The following is a 16,536-nucleotide window of genomic DNA, read 5'->3' as shown; positions in this document are numbered from 1 at the left end:
AAGGCCAATCCTACACATTAGGATTGGCCTTTTTGTAATGAATTACCTTCCATTGTTCATAATAAGCATAGGAGGTGAGTAAATCTTATGACTATTATTCGCTTAGGTTATGTAGCTATGAGTATGGAATTGAAAAATGCATCCCCCTCAAAAACAATGACATATGCGCAATTCAGCAAGCTGGCAAATAGAGAAGCCGCTATAAAAAGACTGGAGAAAATTGCAAAAACCAATCTTAAAAACTGCCTTCGTTTATTAATTCATAATGAAGTAAATGGTATCCAATTCTTTCGATTTTCCTCAAAATTAATACCACTTGCCAACCATCCGGATTTAGAAGATTGGAATTATATGGACGGTATAAAAGAGGAAACAAGTGCGATTAAAGAATATCTAAAAAAGCATTCTCATATGAGAATTGATTTTCATCCGGATCACTTCGTTGTTTTAAATAGTGAAGATAAGAATATCTTGAAAACATCAATTAAGACATTAAGGATGCATTTTCGATTACTAAAAGCTTTTGGATTATCGCCAAAACATCGTTGTGTATTACATATTGGTGGTTTATATCAAGATAAGGAACAAGCTCTTGAACAATTTATTCATAATTGGGGATATGTGCCTGCGGATATTCAGGAAATGATTATATTGGAAAATGATGATACGCTATTTGGCATACAGGATACCCTTTACCTATGTGAAAAACTATCCATTCCAATGGTATTTGATTTACACCATCATAAACAAAACTGTCAGGGAGATTGGAAAGATCACTGGCCAAGGATTGTGCAAACCTGGAGTAATTCAAGCTTGCCTGTTAAAGTCCATCTTTCATCCCCGAAGAATGAAAAAAATAAAAAAGCACATGCTGATCATGTGCAAAAAGAAGAAATGATGGAATTAGTGCAGGGGAATATTAATTTGACAAGCCAAGTTGATTGTATGCTGGAGGCTAAGCATAAAGATTTTGCTGTTTTCAAGTTGATTGAGCAATTAAAATTGCTAGATGGCTTTAAAATAATGGATGGTGCTATATTTTCGTATGAGCCTGTGACAAATGAAAGTCGATAAGCTTGGCATAATAGTAATTACGGCTATGTATGAAAAGGTTCTGTGCCTCTCGTAATTCATGAGGACCTTTACCAATAGCTAAATAAAAGTGTTCGAAAAGGGTGAGTGATCCTTTTTCTGTTTGCAAAGTCTCTAATATCTTGCTTCCTAGATGTGTTTGGCCAGTTACCATATAACGATAGGCTTTTTCAGATGGGGATGTCGGTTGTATATCCAATTCTCTGCGCCATAAGCTCCTGAATATATCCAAAGAACAATTAAGTGAAGCCTCCAAATAAGGTCTGCGTTGCATATGGACATTTTTCAGCAGAGCTAATCCCTTCGTAACCCATTCTTTTGCTATAGGGAAGCTATCGAACATATAAGAATGAGCTATGATGTGAGACAGGCTGATTTCCAGAGTAGGGAATTGTTGCAATAAATCTTTATTGTTAAAGTATTGTTGGCAGGCGTTTCGAACGTTCTCTGGATTTGTGCTGCTGCATAACATAGAGACTAAATACATTTCTCCAAGCTGTATTTTAAAGATAGACAGCAAATCCTCCTCTTTACATAGTAAAAGCATGGGTTCGACAGCCTTTATTAATTTATTGAGTGGCTCTTGCAATCTTAACTGACTAATCCCATACATATGTGAAATGATAGAAGCAATATTAATTTCTAAACAGCTTGAAGACAGATTAAATGCTTGATCAATAAGCTCTGAGTTATCGATCTGAGCCTCTGCCTGAGCAATATAAATAGAAAATACATTTCTTAATTCATTATTTTCTGGGTTGGAGGAATCTTCGAGTATTAATGTTTTAATCCAATCCATGCATCCTAAACGGAATAAATATTCCAGGACAAAGAGTTTCTGAACTACTCCAGATGTACATTTGCAGTAATATGATTTTACAATTTTGAAGGCTTCCTTTTCATTTGTTAGTGATACAGAAGCCATTGCCTGCATGACATAGATTGGATGATACTGTTCATATGTATGAATAGAGAAGGTGTCAGATAAATTCATCCATTCAGGGATAGAAAATGTAAGGCATTCTTGGCCATTTCCTTTTATGGGTTGAGGAATCAAAAATTCACTGAATGATAAATCCATAGCTTCTACCTTCTCTCTCTAATTTAAAGATGCTATTTCTATTATAGTTAATTTTTCCTAGAGAGGAAATAGATTCATCTAATTATCGATTAACTAAAAATAGACGGGAGAGTGCAAAGCCCATTATAAGGCCGCCAATATGCCCTGTGATATTAATGGATGATTGGAAAAAAGACATGACTACCCCGATAATAATTAAAGCTAGTATAACCTGTGAATTTTGCTGCGAAATTAAATCTTTTCTAAAAAAGATGATATAGGCAAAACATCCAAATAGCCCATAAATGGAACCGCTGGCTCCCACATGAGCATACATTAAAGGTTCTGCAAAGAATGTAAGAACATTCGCAAGGGTACCGGACAGTATAAAAAGGAGACTGAATCTAAATGTACCTAATATATTTTCCAGTCCAGGACCAATAATAATTAAGGAGAAACTATTGAATAATAGATGGGAAAAGCCAATGTGAAGAAAGATTGGTGTGACCAATCTCCAATATTCACCCTCTGCAATGAATAAGTTAACTCCGCTTAATAAGGTGTAAAGATCTCTTCCAAGAGAGATTGGTAAAGAAGTGATAATAAAAAGAACTATACACACAGCTGTTAAAAGACTGACTCCCGGGTAAAAACGGATAAATTGCCCGAAACTTTCGGTACGAGTGAACAAAAGACATCATCCTAACATAATAAGATTTGGTAAATCATTTATAATGAGGTAATGTTTAAACTAAAATAGCTATATAAATTGTGAGGGTGTGAACCAATGATTGTTGGAATTGGTATCGATATTATTGAACTTGAGAGAGTGAGAGATATTCTTAAACGGCAGCCGAAATTTGTTGATCGTATACTAACTGAAGATGAAAAGGAATACTATCTGTCACTTGGTGAAAATCGAAAAATCGAGTGGCTTGCCGGACGATTTTCTGCTAAAGAGGCATTTTCAAAAGCAAATGGTACAGGTATCGGCGGTAAACTATCGTTCCATGATATTAGCATTATTCCTGACAAGAATGGTAAACCGATTATCAAACATCCTTTAGAGGTAAAGGCACACTTAAGTATTACCCATACTAAACAATATGCGGCTGCCCAGGTTCTACTTGAAAAACGATAAAAATAAATTGTTTGTCCCCCGCAAGCACATATTCAGAAGGATTGTCTCATATATTCAATTAACGAATTGGAGAGACAAGGCCTTGTTTTGGACATTTACTACCCATATGTATTTAAGATAAAACACTCTTTGCGGGCTTTCAACAGCGTTATTGAATTAACATAAGAATAGCAGAAATAAAGAATGTTTTGAAAGGATGTATCTTAAAAATGTACTGGAATGTAAATGAACAAACCGGATCGGGCTTTCCTCTCCCTTTTACTTACTACTGTTAAAAGGGGATGAGATCTTGAGGAGGTTAATGATGCTGACGCTGACATTGGGATTTATGTTGGTCTTAGCAGGCTGCGGGGAAAAATCGCAAACTGAAGTTGTGGATGCGTTAACGGAAAAGATGAATGAATTAAAGGGATACAAAGCAGATGCGAAAATGACTTTAAAAATGGGTACAGAACCACAAGTATATGATGTGGAAGTATGGTATCAATCTCCATCAAATTACCGGGTAAACTTGAAAAATGCTCAAAAGGATCAAAGTCAAATCATCCTGCGGAATGAAGAAGGGGTATTTGTATTAACTCCAGCGCTTAATAAAAGTTTTAAGTTTCAAAGTGAGTGGCCAAAAAACAGCTCGCAGGCCTATCTGTATGAGTCTTTAATTACAGATGTAACTGTTGATAAGGATGCAACCTTTAAGGCAACAGATGATAGTTATGTGTTTGAGACAAAAACAAGATATCAGAACAATAAGATGCTTCCATTGCAGGTCGTGAAATTTGACCGCAAAACACTAGAGCCTGTAAGTGTAGATGTAATGGATTCTGATCGTAATGCATTAGTTCAGGTTGAATTTGAAAAAACGAAGTTCAATCCGAATTACAGTAATAGTGATTTTGATGTGAAAAAGAATATGACAGGAGCGCAATTGGAAGTGCCGGTAATGTCTTCTGAAGAAGATATTGATTTTGAAGCTCAATATCCAACAGCCGAGATACAGGGTGTGGAGCCTGCAGGAGAGAAAATGATCAAAACAGAGGAAGGAAAACGAGCCGTTCTGACATTTGCGGGTGATGAAAAACAATACACGTTAATTGAAACTAAATCAAAGATTGTCAAAGAAGCTGCGGTCACCATAGCAGAAGGTGAGCCGGTTGATTTAGGATTCACAATTGGCAATATGACAGAAAACTCAATATCCTGGTCTTATGAAGGGATAGATTTCATGCTCGCTGCAAAAAATCTCACATCAGACGAGATGATCATGGTTGCGAAATCAGTGCAGGAAACTGCAGAAAAATAGAAGTGGATGGACCTGTTAATAAAGGCAGGTCTATTTCTTTTTAGTTTCTGAGGAATGAATTGACTATCCTTTCATTAAGGGGAATAATCAAATTATAATCATCTAAAGGTAGGTAAACCTCTTATGAAAAATAGTCAATTATCCTATAGAGATACATGGGCAGAAATCAATTTAGATCATATAAAGCATAACGTTGAACAGATTAGGCATCTGTTGCCTCAAACTACTGACATCATGGCGGTTGTAAAGGCAAATGCATATGGACATGGAGATCGGCAAGTGGCTGAAGTGGCATTAGGTGCCGGAGCAACCAGTTTGGCCGTAGCTTTCTTGGATGAGGCGATCAGGCTTCGTCAGGCAGGTATAAAAGTGCCGATCTTAGTACTAGGTTCCACTAGGGCGGAAGACTCCAAGGTAGCCGTGCAGTACAATATCTCTTTAAATGTACATGACATTGATTGGATAGGGAAAGCTATAGCATATTTACAGGAAGAAAATATACAGCAACCGCTAAATATACACATAAAAATTGATACAGGCATGGGCAGACTTGGGATAAGGAATATACAAGAGATGAAAGAAATAGAATATATGCTTAAGAATCAAGATTATATTCATCTTGAAGGTATATTCACTCATTTTTCCAGTGCAGATGAGCTGGACTTGGACAAAACTCAAAACCAATTGTTGAAATTCAAGGAGATTCTTGATAATATGGAATACTTGCCGCCTTACATTCATACTAGTAATAGTGCGGCAGCTATGAGATATCCTGATGCCTATTTCAATACAGTAAGGCTTGGTATTTCCATGTATGGCTTAAGTCCATCACCGGAAATATCAAAAGACCTCCCAGTAACGTTGAAGCCTGCCTTATCTCTTTATACAAAGATAAAGCAAATCAAGAAGATTTCAATGGGTGATACAGTTGGGTACGGTGCAACGTATACAGCGAGTGAGCCTGAATGGATAGCCACTTTGCCTATTGGATATGCGGATGGATGGATCAGAAAACTATCTGGGCAATCTGTACTGGTTAAAGGACATAGAGCACCTATTGTCGGACGCATTTGTATGGATCAGTGCATGGTTAAATTAGATCAGTCTGTTCCTGAGGATACAGTGGTTACTCTTATCGGGAACGATGGTGATGAGACAATTACAGTTGATGAGATCGCCGAGAAATTAGAAACGATTAATTACGAGGTTATTTGTCAACTATCAAGCAGAGTCCCTCGAGTGTATAAGCAGGATGGTTTAATTGTTGAAACTGTAAATCAGTTATTTCATTATTAATTATTTAACACATATGTGCATGAATAATGAATAAAGGACAACTATTTAGCCTCATAATAAGAAAGAAATGTACTAGACACCTTTGCATGCAGAAGTAATAATGGTAAGATATAATAGTAAAGAACTATGTGGTTTGTAGTGATGGTGGAGGTGTTTGCCTGTGTCTGAGTCCAGTGCAACTACGGAAATTCTAATACGCTTGCCCCAAAATTTGCTAAGTGAGTTGGATGGATACGTGAGAGAAGAAAATGTGAATCGAAGCGAATTTATTTATCAAGCAACTAAAATGTATTTGCAAGAACGCAAAAAGAAAGAGTTTCGCGAATCCATGCGCCGTGGATATATGGAGATGGCCAATATTAATTTAACTATGGCTGCAGAAGCTTTCCAGGCAGAATATGAAGCTGAACATGCTGTGGAGCGTTTAGTTAGCGGTGAATAAGGGTTTAAATGTTAAACGTGGTGATGTGTATTTCGCTGATTTGTCTCCAGTGGTTGGATCTGAGCAAGGAGGGGTAAGACCTGTACTTGTTATTCAGAATGATATCGGAAATCGATTTAGCCCTACCGTAATTATTGCGGCAATTACGGCTCAAATACAAAAAGCGAAACTGCCGACCCATGTAGAAATTGACGCCCAAAAATATGGATTCGAACGCGATTCTGTTATTTTACTTGAACAAATTCGAACAATTGATAAGCAGAGATTGACAGATAAAATAACACAGCTGGATGATGAAATGATGCGTAAGGTTGATAATGCGCTCCAAATCAGTCTGGGACTCGTGGAATTGTAATAGTAAAAAGATTATAAATAATAAATATACTTCTGTGTTGAAGGTTAGGCTGCCAAGAATCCGAATTCTTGGCAGTTTTTTTTGCACTTTTTAACTTAGAAAAACTTATTTTTGGTTTAAGTTAGTGACAAAAAGGGAATGAAGTACAGGTTATAGAAATTACAAATACGTTGTTGCTGTATTACGGCAATATTACGAAGGAATTTAAGATTTCCTATTTCCTTTTTAAGTGTTTATAATAGTTTGTGAATATGGTTTTTTTGAAATTATTAAATAAATTAAAGTGCATGTATCCATATAAAAGAATCTAACAGAAAACTTGATGGAGGAGGAACTAATGAATAAACTTGTGCAAAACTATATCCAGGGTCATAAAGACATCATTTTGCAGCAGTGGATTGAACGTGTAAAGGATAAAGCGGATGATCGAGTCGTGAAGATTGTTTCAGATCAAATGTTTATTCACACCAGTAATGAATTTATTGAAGTGCTGATTTCTAATATTAAAGATTCTGATGAAGAATTTAAAGTGAAACTTAGTGATTTTGCAGCTAAAATTATTCGTTTAGGCTGGCCGTTAACATTTGTGAATGAGGGATTGAAAGCATTTAATGTAGTTGTTACAGACGGTATGGTAAATGAAGGGGTAATGACAAAGGAAAATCAGCTTGAGATTGTGCTGGATTTTGACGAGTGGATTACCCCTTTAAATAATGAAATTCTGAATGTTTATACATCTACGTGGGAACGAACCGTTTCTTTGCAAAAAATTGCACTCCAGGAATTATCAGCACCTCTTATTCCTGTGTTTGAAGGGATTACTGTAATGCCTCTTATAGGTACAATAGATACAGAACGCGCGAGACAAATTATGGAAAATCTTTTGGATGGCGTAGTAAAGCATCGTTCTGAGGTAGTGTTGATTGATATTACTGGAGTGCCTGTTGTTGACACTATGGTGGCTCATCATATTATTCAGGCAGCAGAGGCTGTTCGTTTGGTTGGTGCCCGTTGTATGTTGGTGGGAATACGTCCGGAGATTGCTCAAACAATTGTCAACCTCGGCATTAACTTAGATGAAATCATAACTAAAAATACATTGAAAAAGGGTGTAGAGGCTGCCCTGGAAATTACAAATAGAAAAATTATCGTAACCCCGGAGGAATTAGTATGAGGATTCCGATATTAAAGTTGCATGATTGTCTCCTGATTTCTATTCAATGGGAATTGGATGATGCAACAGCGCTGCAATTTCAGGAGGATTTACTGCATAAGATACATGAAACAAATGCAAATGGAGTGGTGATTGATCTAACTTCAGTAGATATCATTGATTCTTTTATAGCTAAAGTCCTTGGCGATGTCATTGACATGTCAAAATTAATGGGAGCAAAAGTAGTGATTACAGGGATACAGCCTGCAGTTGCCATCACATTAATTGAATTGGGCATTACATTATCCGATGTGATGACAGCTTTGGATCTTGAAAAGGGTTTGGAGAAATTACAAAAGGAACTGGGGGACTAGCATGATGAGCACCCAATCCTACGTAAAAATTCTTAATGAGTGGGATATTGTTGCAGCCCGACAAGTGGGCAGAAATGTGGCCAAAGAGTTGGGGTTTGGCACCGTGGATCAGGCAAGAATAACCACAACCATAAGTGAATTAGCAAGGAATATCTATCTCTATGCAGGGCAGGGCCAAATATGCATTGAAAAAGTCTATGACAATGGGAGAACGGGTCTCAGAGTCATAGCAGAGGATAATGGTCCGGGAATAAGTGATATAAGAAGAGTAATGGAAGATGGATATACAACATCGGGAGGTCTGGGAGCTGGTTTGCCGGGAGTCAAGAGATTGATGGATGACTTTGATATTGACTCTGATGTTGGAAAGGGTACGCGAATAATGTCTACTAAATGGCTCCGATAGGGGGAAGGTATGTGGAAAATAGAGAGTGCATGGAGGAAAGATACCGTGAAGCTCTCTCGAATTACTTGAAAGAGCATACGGAAAAAGCGTTATATCTCGGACATAAAATCAGCAAAGAAGCTATAGAACAGATGGTATCACCTGAAGAGATAATAAGTTTGCATAAAAATACGCTAAAAGAAATACTTCCTGATATTTCGGAAGAAGTCAGCCACTCTTTTGATTTTTTGTTGGAAATTATGATGGAGTATGGTGTAGCCTTTCGTGAATTACAGAGTCTCCGCCATCAACAAAGAGAACTGAAGAGTGAGATGGAGATAGCGGCTAATGTTCAGCAGACTTTATTGGAAACGCGAGTTCCTGTACTAAAAAATCTTGAAATTGGAGCCATAAGTGTTCCGGCTAAGCATATGAGCGGAGATTATTTTCATTTTGTTCAGGATGAGCATAATCGAGTGGCTGTAGCGATTGCTGATATTATTGGCAAAGGGATACCGGCGGCGTTATGTATGTCCATGATTAAGTACGCGATGGATTCTTTGCCGGAGCATCGCACATCCCCAGCGAGTGTTCTGGAAAGTATTAACCGTGTTGTGGAGCAAAATGTTGGACCGAGTATGTTCATAACGATGTTTTATGGTCTATATGATCCCTCAAATCATATTTTTACATATGCTTCAGCAGGCCATGAACCGGGATTTTTCTATAATTACGAAAAAAATGAATTTACCGAGTTAACTGCTAAGGGTCTGTTGCTTGGTGTAGATAAAAAAACAGTATACAGGCAATATGAAAGAAAGATTGAAATAGGCGATATGATTATCCTTCTATCTGATGGGGTAACAGAGTGCAGGACAAATGAGGGATTTATAGAAAGAGATACGTTGGTTCAATTTATTCGGGAATCTATTCATTTAGATGCCCAAACCATTGTAAACAATCTCTATAAAAAGTTGGAAAAGATGCAACATTTTCAATTAAGAGATGATTTCACCTTGATAATTATGAGACGGAAGTTTTAAGTGGATAATTTCGGGTAAAGAAGGATAGCGGAACATGACTTTTTGAGGAGAGGTACAAATTCATGAATATTTCTATTGATGTACAGAATGTAAATTCTGAAATACATGTAAATGTTAAAGGCGAGATAGATGCATACACAGCACCGAAGTTAAGAGAGACACTATTTCCTTTGTCGGATCAAGATAAAGTAGTCATGATTATTGATTTAACCGATGTTTCTTATATGGACAGCACAGGTCTTGGGGTATTTGTAGGATTATTTAAAAATGTTCGAGCGCACAATGGGGATTTTAGAATCATCGGACTATCAGAGAGATTACATCGTCTTTTTGAAATCACTGGTTTAGCGGATATAATCCATATAAAAAGCCATGCAGAGGGTGGAACGCAATGAGTGAAACATACGAATATATTGAAATGAAGATACCTGCAAAACCTGAATTTATCGGGGTAATGAGATTAACTTTATCAGGAATAGCCAGCCGTATGGGGTTTTCATATGATAGTATAGAAGATTTGAAAATTGCTACGAGCGAGGCTTGTACAAATGCAGTTCAGCATGCGTACAAGGGCGAGCGAGATGGGGAAGTTATCATAGGCTTTGGATTATATGAAGACCGTCTTGAAGTAATGGTAGTCGATAATGGCGAAAGCTGTGATTTTGAAGAGGTGCGACAAGGCTTGGGGCCTTATGAGAGAGACCAATCAGTGGAATTCTTAAGAGAAGGAGGATTAGGTCTATATCTGATTGAAACGCTCATGGATGAAGTGAAAATACACCATAATGAAGGTGTGACAGTATTCATGACGAAGTTTCTTGAGGGAGAGCAGGTGGAGAGTGATGCAGAAACAATCTCAAACTAGTGATGAGAAAAAGGCACAAATGAGAGACCAAGTCACGGAATGGATTAAAGCCTATCAACTCCATGGAGATGAAGAAGCACAGGCTCAACTTGTTCAGCACTATACCGGGCTAGTTGAAACGATTGCGAGAAAGTATTCAAAGGGAAAATCATATCATGAGGATATTGCCCAGGTTGGCATGATTGGATTGCTGGGTGCGATTCGCAGGTATGATGATTCCTTCGGAAAAAGCTTCGAGGCTTTTGCTGTCCCGACGATAATTGGAGAGATTAAACGCTTTTTACGTGATAAAACATGGAGTGTTCACGTTCCTCGCAGAATTAAAGAGCTTGGTCCAAAAATCAAGTCGACTGTTGAAGAACTTACCTCAGAATTGCATCGTTCTCCTAAGATTGAAGAAATTGCTCAGTACTTAGAAGTTTCTGAGGAAGAAGTTTTAGAAGCGATGGAAATGAGTAAAAGTTATCAGGCGCTATCAGTGGATCACTCAATCGAGGCGGATTCAGACGGCGGAACAGTCACTTTGTTAGATATCTTCGGAAATGTGGATGAAGGATATGAAAAGGTGAATCAGCGGTTGGTTTTGGAGAAAGTTCTCCATGTATTGTCAGATCGCGAAAAGAAAATCATACAATACACCTATCTAGAAAATCTAAGTCAAAAGGAAGCGGGAGATCGATTAGGTATATCTCAAATGCATGTATCCCGTCTTCAACGCCGTGCTATAAAAAAACTGCAGGAAGCCATTAATGCTGAGAATTCGGAGTATATACGGTGAATCAAGAAGTGCTAAGGGATAGTAGAGTGCAATTAATTGTGTCTCAATCACCTAAACAAGGAAAGCTGTTATGTGGTGATGACTATTTTTATGAAGTGACGGATGATTACTTTATTTGTGTCATCGCAGATGGATTAGGATCAGGGGAGTTTGCTCATGAATCCTCTCGGGCAGTTACTAATGTAGTTCGGGAGTATCAGAGCGAGGATGTTGGAGATATTATGGAACGATGTAATCAGGCCCTGCTAAGAAAGCGAGGCGCCGCTGTCGCTATTTTAAAAGTGGACTTCAAAAAGAAAGAATTTCAGTACAGCTGTGTTGGTAATATCCGTTTCTATCTATATCCTCCAAATGATAAAATGATCTATCCCCTACCTGTAACCGGATATTTATCTGGAAGAAAGCAGAAATTCCATACTCAACAGTTTACATATACTCCGTCCACTAAATTTTTCATTCACTCCGATGGATTTGAAATGAAGGGGACGAAAAATTTCCTGCGAAATGCTAGTTCTCTTGAAGAAACTGCGAAAAAATTAGAAAGTCAAAATAGTGCCTTGAACGATGATATTACATTCATTTTTGGGAGTCTTTTATAATTATAAGAGACTTCTTTTTTGTGTTATTTATGAGAGTCCAGTATTTGTAGCAGAAAAGGTTATGATACTATAAAGGTAATTATTTGCAGAGGGAAGGTTTGTTAATGAAGTCGAAGAGTGAATTGGTTCAATATATAGCGTCAGAGCTTTCAGTGAAGGGGAGTCAAGTATCCAATGTATTGGCGCTTTTAGAGGATGGTAATACGATTCCATTTATAGCGCGTTATCGAAAAGAAATGACCGGCTCATTGGATGAGGTTGAAATTAGAACAATTTCTGAGCGGTGGACCTATCTCGATAATTTGGAAAAAAGAAAGGAAGAAGTCCTGCGTATTATTGAGGAGCAAGGGAAACTCACAGAGGAGTTATCACGTGAAATCATCAAGGCAGTAAAACTGCAAACTATTGAAGATTTGTATCGTCCTTTTAAGCAAAAGCGTCGCACAAAAGCAACGGTCGCAAAAGAAAAAGGATTAGAACCGTTGGCGAAATGGATCATGGAAGCTCCTCAAACTGCAAACCCACTTGAAAAAGCTGCTCAATTTGTTGATGTGGAGTTGGGAGTGACAACGCCAGAAGAAGCTTTAGATGGTGCGAAAGATATTATAGCAGAGAATATCTCTGATAATGCCTCTTTCAGAAAATGGATTCGGGATGAAACATTTAAGTTTGGCTTGATTAAATCTGTTAGTAAAGATGAGAAGAAAGATGAGAAAAAGGTATTTGAGATGTACTACGACTATGATGAAGCAATAGGAAAAATAGTTCCTCATCGCATTTTGGCACTTAATCGTGGTGAAAAAGAGGGAGTGCTTCGAGTTTCCATCAAAACCGATACACAGAAAATACTGGATTATCTCGCTAGAAAAATGAATTTGAATACAGCCAATCCGAGTGCAGTGATTATGAAGGAAGCAATAGAAGATAGCTATAAGCGATTGATTCAGCCTTCTATTGAAAGGGAGATTCGTAATGAGTTGACGGAAAAGGCTGAAGACCAAGCTATCTATATTTTTTCTGAGAATCTCAGAAATTTACTGCTTCAGCCGCCTTTAAAGGGAAAAATGGTATTGGGTGTAGATCCGGCTTATCGTACAGGCTGTAAATATGCAGTAGTCGATCCTACAGGGAAAATGCTTGAGGTAGGAGTGATTTATCCGCATCCGCCAGTAGCTAAAAAGAAAGAGGCAACGGAGGCTATTCTGTCTATACTCAAAAGATATAACATAGAAATCATCACAATCGGGAACGGAACAGCATCTCGAGAGACAGAACAATTCATTGCAGATACGTTGAAGAAGCAAAGTGAAAAAATCTATTACGTAATTGTAAATGAGGCCGGTGCAAGTGTTTATTCGGCATCGGATATCGCAAGAGAAGAGTTTCCGGATTTACAGGTGGAGCAGCGAAGTGCGGTCTCGATTGCAAGAAGACTACAGGATCCCTTGGCAGAATTGGTGAAGATAGATCCTAAATCAGTAGGTGTTGGGCAATATCAACATGATGTTTCAGAAAAAAAACTGAATGAGTCACTTGGTTTTGTGGTTGAAACGGCAGTAAACCGAGTGGGGGTTAATGTGAACACAGCCTCTCCTTCCCTATTGCAATATGTGGCGGGTCTTTCCAAGTCTGTAGCCCAAAATATCGTAAAAAAGAGAGAGGAAGAAGGAGCTTTCCGAAATCGAGCTTCTTTAAAAAAGATTCCAAGGCTTGGTGCGAAAACCTATGAACAAGCCATTGGGTTTTTAAGAGTAATTGGTGGGGAAGAGCCGCTTGATCGGACATCCATACATCCTGAAAACTATCAGTCCGTTCGTTCTTTGTTGAAAATGCTCGGTTTCACAACGGATGATTTAGGAAGTGAACGATTAAGAGAAGCTCTAACCACGGTGAAGAAAAGTGAAATGGCGGAGAAATTGAATATTGGCGAAATCACATTGGGAGATATTCTGGATGCCTTGATGAGACCAGAAAGAGATCCGCGTGACGAATTGGCTGCACCTCTATTAAAATCCGATGTGCTGAAGATGGAGGATCTTAAGCAAGGGATGGAGCTTCAAGGTGTTGTTCGTAATGTCGTTGATTTTGGCGCATTTATTGACATCGGCGTAAAGCAGGCTGGTCTAGTTCATATCTCAAAATTGAGCAATCGATATGTAAAGCACCCAATGGATGTTGTATCAGTTGGGGATGTGGTTACTGTCTGGGTTGATCAAGTTGATATACCTAAAGAACGAATTGCCCTTACAATGATAAATCCGGCCGGCTAATATGAACGTAAAGCATTGCCTTAATCGTATTGGGCAATGCTTTTTTTATAAAAAAACCAACATTGATTCAATAGTTGCACTTGCTTGCTGTTTTTTTCAAGAAAGGCTCTTTGGATTTGGTTTTGCAACCAAGCAGGCATATTTAGACCTCCTTTCATAAATGATGTACTATGAATAGGTGATAAGCCCATGGTTAGTTTATTGTATGTAACAGCCGCCGGGTTTGTTACTTTAAAAGTGTGGAGGTTTAACTTATGACGGACCGGGAATTACAGAAATTAGTTGAAAAAATATCCATAGAGGATTTTGGGATACCATTCACTCATAAGGCAATCTTTAATAACAGATTAAGGACAACAGGCGGACGGTATTTATTAGTGAGCCATAATATTGAGATTAATCGAAGATACTTAGATGAACTAGGAATGGAAGAGATAAAGGGAATTATTAAACATGAATTATGCCATTATCACCTGCACCTGCAAGGGAAGGGATACAGGCATGGAGATCGGGACTTTAAACAATTGATGGCAAAGACCAACTCACCTCGTTTTTGCTCAGCCCTGGAAAGCAATATCCGTGCTGTACGGCCTGTGAAATGGCTATACGAATGCCGATCTTGCGGTCTGGAATATCGACGAAAAAGAAAGCTTGATACAAAGAAATATGTATGTGGAAAATGTCGTGGAAAAATTATTTTAAAAAAATCGTTGACATAGACCTTGCTAACATGGTAACTTATTTGAGCGGCCTTATTAAAGCCGAAAGCAAAAATGACATCAAACTTTAACGAAAAAAACTTTTAAAAAAAGTGTTGACATGTTAAAAGAGATTCATTATAATAGATAAAGTCGACTGGGGCGCTTGAAGTTCTCGTGAAGAGATGAGAAAGTGCTTGAGAGACTGAAAGTTAGTAATGAACGGCCCCTTGGTCAAGCGGTTAAGACACCGCCCTTTCACGGCGGTAACACGGGTTCGAATCCCGTAGGGGTCACCAATCAAACCTCAGATTGTTTGAGCGAGATTAATATCGTCGCGGGGTGGAGCAGTCTGGTAGCTCGTCGGGCTCATAACCCGAAGGTCGCAGGTTCAAATCCTGTCCCCGCAATTAAACAAATGGTCCGGTAGTTCAGTTGGTTAGAATGCCTGCCTGTCACGCAGGAGGTCGCGGGTTCGAGTCCCGTCCGGACCGCCATTTATAAAATAACACTTATCTTATAAGAGAAAAGTGATTATAATAAAAAGTGTGTTATAAAACACCTTTGGGCTATAGCCAAGCGGTAAGGCAACGGACTTTGACTCCGTCATTCGTAGGTTCGAATCCTGCTAGCCCAGCCATTTAGAGCCATTAGCTCAGTCGGTAGAGCATCTGACTTTTAATCAGAGGGTCGAAGGTTCGAGTCCTTCATGGCTCACCATTATAAATATGCGGGTGTGGCGGAATTGGCAGACGCACCAGACTTAGGATCTGGCGCCTTACGGCGTGGGGGTTCAAGTCCCTTCACCCGCACCATTTATTACCACTTGAATTACGGTGGAATAAATACTATAATGATTGTTGTCGTCGCGTTATAACAAAACGCGGTCGTGGCGGAATGGCAGACGCGCTAGGTTGAGGGCCTAGTGGGGGTTAACCCCGTGGAGGTTCAAGTCCTCTCGGCCGCACCAACCAAATTAAATTATGCGCCCGTAGCTCAATTGGATAGAGCGTTTGACTACGGATCAAAAGGTTAGGGGTTCGACTCCTCTCGGGCGCGCCATTATATCGGGAAGTAGCTCAGCTTGGTAGAGCACTTGGTTTGGGACCAAGGGGTCGCAGGTTCGAATCCTGTCTTCCCGACCATCAACTTCTCTAATAAATTAAATACGCGGGTGTAGTTTAGTGGTAAAACCTCAGCCTTCCAAGCTGATGATGAGGGTTCGATTCCCTTCACCCGCTCCAATTATATGATTGTTCTTTGAAAACTAAACAAAACGAAACGCCAAGCAAGTCTAAAAAACAAGAGATTTTTAAAATCTCGTCAATTTGCTTTAAAATTTAGCTAGATCAAACATCTTTCGGAGAGTTTGATCCTGGCTCAGGACGAACGCTGGCGGCGTGCCTAATACATGCAAGTCGAGCGAATCTGAGGGAGCTTGCTCCCGAAGATTAGCGGCGGACGGGTGAGTAACACGTGGGCAACCTGCCCCTAAGATTGGGATAACTCCGGGAAACCGGTGCTAATACCGAATAGTTTCCAACACCTCATGGTGTTGGAAGGAAAGTTGGCTTCGGCTAACACTTAGGGATGGGCCCGCGGCGCATTAGCTAGTTGGTGAGGTAACGGCTCACCAAGGCAACGATGCGTAGCCGACCTGAGAGGGTGATCGGCCACACTGGGAC

The 16,536-nt window shown here is 39.0% G+C and carries 19 protein-coding genes, 10 tRNA genes and 1 rRNA gene; 27 read left to right on the top strand and 3 right to left on the bottom strand.

What is annotated here, in order from left to right; genetic code table 11:
• Nucleotides 1–87: 87 nt before the first annotated feature.
• The gene (gene uvsE, locus AC4G3O_RS17105) at nt 88–1,074 is read left to right on the top strand and encodes a UV DNA damage repair endonuclease UvsE (RefSeq protein ID WP_491136492.1); all 987 of its coding nucleotides are present in this window, start codon (nt 88–90) and stop codon (nt 1,072–1,074) included.
• Here the strand turns inward: uvsE and AC4G3O_RS17100 are convergent.
• Both AC4G3O_RS17100 and AC4G3O_RS17095 read right to left on the bottom strand, forming a co-directional pair.
• Nucleotides 1,034–2,173 (bottom strand): AimR family lysis-lysogeny pheromone receptor, encoded by a 1,140-nt coding sequence (locus AC4G3O_RS17100; protein WP_066102479.1) that lies wholly within the window; start codon nt 2,171–2,173, stop codon nt 1,034–1,036. The two genes, uvsE and AC4G3O_RS17100, sit on opposite strands and share 41 nt — an antisense overlap.
• An 82-nt stretch (nt 2,174–2,255) precedes the next feature.
• The gene (locus tag AC4G3O_RS17095) at nt 2,256–2,843 is read right to left on the bottom strand and encodes a rhomboid family intramembrane serine protease (protein ID WP_066102476.1); all 588 of its coding nucleotides are present in this window, start codon (nt 2,841–2,843) and stop codon (nt 2,256–2,258) included.
• 96 nt (nt 2,844–2,939) lie between these two features.
• On the opposite strand from AC4G3O_RS17095, the gene acpS reads away from it, so the two are divergent.
• The 14 genes from acpS (at nt 2,940) to AC4G3O_RS17025 (ending at nt 14,153) form a co-directional block, all read left to right on the top strand.
• On the top strand, nt 2,940–3,293 hold the full coding sequence (gene acpS / locus AC4G3O_RS17090; RefSeq protein ID WP_066102473.1) for a holo-ACP synthase: 354 nt from the start codon (nt 2,940–2,942) through the stop codon (nt 3,291–3,293).
• 286 nt (nt 3,294–3,579) lie between these two features.
• Entirely contained in the window at nt 3,580–4,593 is a 1,014-nt protein-coding gene (locus tag AC4G3O_RS17085; protein ID WP_225983700.1) for a LolA family protein, read from the top strand.
• 123 nt (nt 4,594–4,716) lie between these two features.
• Nucleotides 4,717–5,889, top strand: coding sequence for an alanine racemase (gene alr / locus AC4G3O_RS17080; protein ID WP_066102467.1), 1,173 nt, complete (start codon nt 4,717–4,719; stop codon nt 5,887–5,889).
• Between the two features lie 160 nt (nt 5,890–6,049).
• Complete coding sequence (locus AC4G3O_RS17075; protein ID WP_049672447.1) at nt 6,050–6,331, top strand: CopG family ribbon-helix-helix protein; 282 nt, start codon at nt 6,050–6,052, stop codon at nt 6,329–6,331.
• Nucleotides 6,324–6,686 (top strand): type II toxin-antitoxin system PemK/MazF family toxin, encoded by a 363-nt coding sequence (locus tag AC4G3O_RS17070; protein ID WP_066102464.1) that lies wholly within the window; start codon nt 6,324–6,326, stop codon nt 6,684–6,686. The genes AC4G3O_RS17075 and AC4G3O_RS17070 overlap by 8 nt, the downstream gene beginning before the upstream one ends.
• A gap of 337 nt (nt 6,687–7,023) precedes the next feature.
• Nucleotides 7,024–7,860, top strand: coding sequence for an RsbT co-antagonist protein RsbRA (locus tag AC4G3O_RS17065; protein ID WP_066102461.1), 837 nt, complete (start codon nt 7,024–7,026; stop codon nt 7,858–7,860).
• A complete protein-coding gene (locus tag AC4G3O_RS17060; RefSeq protein ID WP_066102458.1) occupies nt 7,857–8,213 on the top strand; it encodes an STAS domain-containing protein in 357 nt (118 codons plus the stop codon). The genes AC4G3O_RS17065 and AC4G3O_RS17060 overlap by 4 nt, the downstream gene beginning before the upstream one ends.
• A 4-nt stretch (nt 8,214–8,217) precedes the next feature.
• The gene (locus AC4G3O_RS17055) at nt 8,218–8,619 is read left to right on the top strand and encodes an anti-sigma regulatory factor (protein WP_066102671.1); all 402 of its coding nucleotides are present in this window, start codon (nt 8,218–8,220) and stop codon (nt 8,617–8,619) included.
• Between the two features lie 11 nt (nt 8,620–8,630).
• Nucleotides 8,631–9,641, top strand: coding sequence for a PP2C family protein-serine/threonine phosphatase (locus AC4G3O_RS17050; RefSeq protein WP_139063803.1), 1,011 nt, complete (start codon nt 8,631–8,633; stop codon nt 9,639–9,641).
• A 62-nt stretch (nt 9,642–9,703) separates the two neighbouring features.
• Nucleotides 9,704–10,036 (top strand): anti-sigma factor antagonist, encoded by a 333-nt coding sequence (locus tag AC4G3O_RS17045; RefSeq protein ID WP_066102453.1) that lies wholly within the window; start codon nt 9,704–9,706, stop codon nt 10,034–10,036.
• On the top strand, nt 10,033–10,506 hold the full coding sequence (rsbW, locus tag AC4G3O_RS17040; RefSeq protein WP_066102448.1) for an anti-sigma B factor RsbW: 474 nt from the start codon (nt 10,033–10,035) through the stop codon (nt 10,504–10,506). The genes AC4G3O_RS17045 and rsbW overlap by 4 nt, the downstream gene beginning before the upstream one ends.
• Nucleotides 10,484–11,284: an RNA polymerase sigma factor SigB gene (gene sigB, locus AC4G3O_RS17035; RefSeq protein ID WP_066102445.1), complete on the top strand. Its 801-nt coding sequence runs from the start codon at nt 10,484–10,486 to the stop codon at nt 11,282–11,284. Before rsbW ends, sigB begins: the two co-directional genes overlap by 23 nt.
• Nucleotides 11,281–11,883 carry a PP2C family serine/threonine-protein phosphatase gene (locus AC4G3O_RS17030; protein ID WP_225983640.1) on the top strand — a complete coding sequence of 201 codons (603 nt, stop codon included), beginning with the start codon at nt 11,281–11,283 and terminating at the stop codon, nt 11,881–11,883. Before sigB ends, AC4G3O_RS17030 begins: the two co-directional genes overlap by 4 nt.
• 104 nt (nt 11,884–11,987) lie before the next feature.
• Nucleotides 11,988–14,153, top strand: a complete 2,166-nt coding sequence (locus tag AC4G3O_RS17025; RefSeq protein ID WP_491136491.1) for a Tex family protein — start codon at nt 11,988–11,990, stop codon at nt 14,151–14,153.
• 20 nt (nt 14,154–14,173) lie between these two features.
• On the opposite strand, the gene cmpA is transcribed toward AC4G3O_RS17025, so the two are convergent.
• Complete coding sequence (gene cmpA / locus AC4G3O_RS17020) at nt 14,174–14,293, bottom strand: cortex morphogenetic protein CmpA (protein ID WP_139063802.1); 120 nt, start codon at nt 14,291–14,293, stop codon at nt 14,174–14,176.
• Nucleotides 14,294–14,407: 114 nt separating this feature from the next.
• On the opposite strand from cmpA, the gene AC4G3O_RS17015 reads away from it, so the two are divergent.
• From AC4G3O_RS17015 to AC4G3O_RS16960, 12 genes are all read left to right on the top strand, one after another.
• Complete coding sequence (locus AC4G3O_RS17015) at nt 14,408–14,872, top strand: SprT family protein (RefSeq protein ID WP_490558932.1); 465 nt, start codon at nt 14,408–14,410, stop codon at nt 14,870–14,872.
• Between the two features lie 203 nt (nt 14,873–15,075).
• Nucleotides 15,076–15,150: transfer RNA gene (locus AC4G3O_RS17010), tRNA-Glu, on the top strand.
• Nucleotides 15,151–15,187: 37 nt separating this feature from the next.
• Nucleotides 15,188–15,261 (top strand) — tRNA-Met (locus AC4G3O_RS17005).
• 10 nt (nt 15,262–15,271) lie between these two features.
• A tRNA-Asp gene (locus tag AC4G3O_RS17000) sits at nt 15,272–15,348 on the top strand.
• Nucleotides 15,349–15,416: 68 nt separating this feature from the next.
• Nucleotides 15,417–15,491 (top strand) — tRNA-Gln (locus AC4G3O_RS16995).
• A gap of 4 nt (nt 15,492–15,495) precedes the next feature.
• Nucleotides 15,496–15,571 (top strand) — tRNA-Lys (locus tag AC4G3O_RS16990).
• A gap of 10 nt (nt 15,572–15,581) precedes the next feature.
• Nucleotides 15,582–15,666, top strand: a tRNA-Leu gene (locus AC4G3O_RS16985).
• A 68-nt stretch (nt 15,667–15,734) separates the two neighbouring features.
• Nucleotides 15,735–15,821, top strand: a tRNA-Leu gene (locus AC4G3O_RS16980).
• Between the two features lie 15 nt (nt 15,822–15,836).
• Nucleotides 15,837–15,913: transfer RNA gene (locus tag AC4G3O_RS16975), tRNA-Arg, on the top strand.
• A 6-nt stretch (nt 15,914–15,919) separates the two neighbouring features.
• A tRNA-Pro gene (locus tag AC4G3O_RS16970) sits at nt 15,920–15,996 on the top strand.
• 25 nt (nt 15,997–16,021) lie between these two features.
• Nucleotides 16,022–16,095, top strand: a tRNA-Gly gene (locus AC4G3O_RS16965).
• Between the two features lie 113 nt (nt 16,096–16,208).
• Nucleotides 16,209–16,536: ribosomal RNA gene (locus AC4G3O_RS16960) — 16S ribosomal RNA — on the top strand; the annotation flags it as partial.

The sequence above is a fragment of the Bacillus sp. z14 (2026) genome, assembly GCF_058313575.1.
Note: the sequence above shows the minus strand (reverse complement) of the source record. Positions and strands in the feature narration are given on the sequence as shown.